This window comes from Streptomyces sp. NPDC107521 (assembly GCF_055598485.1).
The window spans coordinates 1-3,827 of record NZ_JBVKAT010000049.1; the positions used below are offsets into that span (position 1 = coordinate 1).

At 75.6% G+C, this 3,827-nt stretch carries 1 protein-coding gene; it reads right to left on the minus strand.

Going from position 1 to position 3,827, the window contains the following annotated elements; translation table 11 throughout:
• A partial coding sequence (locus tag ACZ7LB_RS31870; RefSeq protein ID WP_471473167.1) for an SDR family NAD(P)-dependent oxidoreductase occupies positions 1–3,827 on the minus strand: 3,827 nt, incomplete at both ends.

The window sequence follows — 3,827 nt, forward strand, 5'->3', positions numbered from 1 at the left end:
TGGCAGTCGGCTATGGACCGGGCGAAGACGTCGCTGGTGTCGAGGAGTTCGGTGCCCATGCCGAGCCATTGGGAGCCCTGGCCGGGGAAGACGAACACCGGCCGGTCGGAGCCGCCGGTTCCGGTGACGAGTCCGGGCGCGCTGGTGCCGTCGGCGAGGGCGGTGAGGCCGGTGAGCAGTTCTTCGCGGCTGTGGCCGAGGACGACGGCGCGCTGTTCCAGCGAGGCCCGGCCGGTGAGCAGGGTGTGCCCGACCGCCCGCGGATCCGTCTCCGGGTGCTCGCGCAGGTAGGCGGCAAGCCGTCCGCTCTGCGCGCGCAGCGCCTTCTCGTCCCGGGCGGAGAACACCCACGGCACCACCGACGACGGTGAGGGCGGCGTGGTGACCTCGGGGGCGACCACCTCGGCGTCCGGTGCCTCCTCCAGGATCAGGTGGGCGTTGGTGCCGCTGATGCCGAACGACGACACCGCGGCCCGGCGCGGACGCCCGGTCTCGCGCGGCCACTCCCGCGGCTCGGTGAGCAGGGCCACCCCGCCGCCCGACCAGTCCACATGGGTGGTCGGCTCGGTCACGTGCAGGGTGCGCGGCAGTGCCTCGTTGCGCAGCGCCAGCACCATCTTGATGACGCCCGCGACACCCGAGGTGGCCTGGGTGTGGCCGATGTTGGACTTCAAGGCGCCCAGCCAGAGCGGCCGTTCGGCATCCCGCTGCCTGCCGTAGGTGGCCAGCAGCGCCTGTGCCTCGATCGGGTCGCCGAGCCGGGTGCCGGTGCCGTGCGCCTCCACCGCGTCGACCTGCTCGGGCGTCAGCCGGGCGTCGGCCAGCGCCGCCCGGATCACCCGCTGCTGAGAGAGTCCGTTGGGGGCGGCCAGGCCGTTGGAGGCGCCGTCCTGGTTGAGCGCGGAGCCGCGGATCACGGCCAGCACCGGGTGCCCGTGCCGCCGCGCGTCGGAGAGCCGCTCGAGCAGGACGACGCCGGTGCCCTCGGACAGCCCGAAGCCGTCCGCGTCGTCGGAGAACGCCTTGCACCGGCCGCTCTCGGAGAGCGCGCCCATCCGGTCGAAGCCGATGAAGGAGTCCGGTACGGGCATCACCACCGAGCCCCCGGCCAGCGCCATCGTGCTCTCGCCGTCGCGCAGTGAGCGGACGGCCAGGTGGAGCGCGACCAAGGAGGAGGAGCAGGCCGTGTCGACGGTGATCGCCGGGCCCTCGAGGCCGAACGCGTACGCGACCCGGCCGGAGATGACACTGGTGACGCTGCCGGTGATGACGTAGTCCTCGATCGCGGGCGGCGCGTCGGCCGAGGTCACCCCGTAGCCCTGGTCCATGGCGCCGACGAAGGTGCCCGTCCGGCTGCCGCGCAGCGTGGTGAGGTCGATCCCGGCCCGCTCGAAGGCCTCCCAGGAGGTCTCCAGCAGCAGCCGCTGCTGCGGGTCCATGGCCAGCGCCTCGCGCGGGCTGATCCCGAAGAACGCGGGGTCGAAGCGGTCCACGTCGGCCACGAAGCCGCCCTCGCGGACCCGGCCGCCGGGGCCGTGGACCGCGCTCAGGTCCCAGCCGCGCTCCGGCGGGAAGCCGGAGACGGCGTCACCGTCCGCGGCGATCAGCCGCCACAGCTCCTCGGGGGTGGTGACCCCGCCGGGGAGGCGGCAGGCCATCGCGACGATCGCGATCGGCTCGTCCGCGCCGTCCCCTCCGGGGGCCTGCTCCTGCTCCTGCTCCGCGGGCACGGCAGCCGTCGGCTCCAGGGCCTCGCGGTGCAGCGCGGCGGCGAGTGCGGCCGGCGTCGGATGGTCGAAGACCAGCGTCGCCGGGAGCCGCAACCCGGTGGCGGCGTTCAGCCGGTTGCGCAGTTCGACGGCCATCAGGGACTCGAACCCGAGGTCCTTGAAGGCCCGGTCGGGCTTGATCGCGTCCGTGCCGGTACGCCCGAGGACGGCTGCCGCGTGCCCGGAAACCAGCTCGGTCAGCGTGCGGAGCCGGTCGGCCTCCGGCAATCCGAGCAGCGTGCGCCGCAGTTCGGAGTCGCTTCCGGCGCCGGGCGGATCCGCCTGGGCGTCCGCGCCCGAGGCCGTCACCCCACGGGCCTCCGGCAGTTCGGTGAGCAGCGGGCTCGGGCGCAGCGCCGTGAACAGCGGGACGAAGCGCGCCCAGTCGATGTCGGCGACCGCGACGAAGGTGTCGTCGTGGTCCAGCGACTGCTGCAGCGCGGCGATCGCCAGCTCGGGGCGCATCAGCGGCAGACCCTGGGCCCGCACCCGGCGGCGGGTGCGCTCGACGTCCTGGTCGCCGAGGTTCTTCCAGGTGTTGACGGCGTCTTCCCAGATGCCCCAGGCGACGGAGGTCATCGGCAGGCCGCGGGACCGGCCGGACTCGGCCAGGGCGTCGAGGGCGGCGTTGGCCGCGGCGTAGGCGGCGTGGTCCCCGCTTCCCCAGAATCCGGCGATGGAGGAGAACAGGACGAACGCGTCCAGTGCCTCCGGGTCCAGCAGCTCGGCGAGGTGCCGGGCGCCGTCCACCTTCGCGGCCAGCACCTGGTCCAGGCTCTCCAGCGGGGTGCCGTCCACCGGCAGCAGCTCGATGAACGCGGCGGTGTGCAGCACGGCCCGGACGGTGCGGCCCTCGGCTCGCAGCCCTTCCAGCAGCGTGGCCACCGCGTCCCGGTCGGCGACGTCGCACGCCGCCAGGGTGACCTCCACCCCCGCCCCGGTCAGCTCGGCCGCCAGCTCCGCCGCCCCGGGGGCGTCCGGACCCGAGCGGCTGGCCAGCACCAGGTGCTCGGCGCCGCGCCCGGCCAGCCAGCGGGCGAGCCGGGGGCCGAGGCTCCCGGTGCCGCCGGTGACGATCACCGTGCCGCCGGGCCGCCAGTCGCGGACCGGCCGCGCCCCGCCGACCGGGGCGTGCACCATCCGGCGGGCGAACAGTCCGGCCGGGCGCACCGCCACCTGGTCCTCGCCGCCCGCACCGGCCAGCACTCCGGCGAACCGGCCGAGCGCCCGCGCGTCCGGCTCCTCGGGCAGGTCGACCAGGCCGCCCCACAGGTGCGGCTGCTCCAGGGCGACGACCCGGCCCAGGCCCCACAACTGGGCCTGCACCTGGTCGGCGGGGGCGTCGGACGGGCCGGTGGCCACCGCCCGGTGGGTGGCGCACCACAGCGGGGCGCGCAGCCCCAGGTCACCCATGGCCTGGACGAGGGTGAGGGTCAGCGCCACGCAGGTGGTGAGGCTGCGGTACCCGTCCAGGGGCTCGTCGTCCAGCGCCAGGAAGGACAGCACGCCCGCGGGACCGGGGCCGTCGAGCAGCGGGCGCAGCCGTTCGGCCAGGGCGGCGCGGTCCGTGTCGGCACCGGTCGCCTCCAGCAGCACGGTGCGGGCGCCGTGCCCGTCGAGAGTCCGGACGGCCTCGGTGACCCAGCGGTCCTCGGCGCGGCCGGCCGGGACGACGACCAGCCAGGTGCCGGTGAGACCCGCCGCCGGGTGCTCCGCGACCGGCTTCCACGCGATCCGGTACCGCCACTCGTCCACGGCCGAGCGCTCGCGGTTCTCCCGGCGCCAGGAGGACAGCACGGGCAGCAGCGCGTCCAGCGACCGCCGCCGCTCCTCGTCCTCGACCCGCAGGGCGGCGGCCACGGCGGTGACGTCCTGCTCCTCGACGGCCTGCCAGAACCCGGCCTCCGGCGCGTCGGCCGCGCCCGGCCCGTCCTTGGCGGCCTCCTGGATCCACAGGTGCTGTCGTTGGAAGGGGTAGGTGGGGAGGTCGGGGTGGGTGCCGGCGGGGAGGAGCGGTGTCCAGTCGACGGGTGTGCCGTGGGTGTGGAGGTGGGCGGC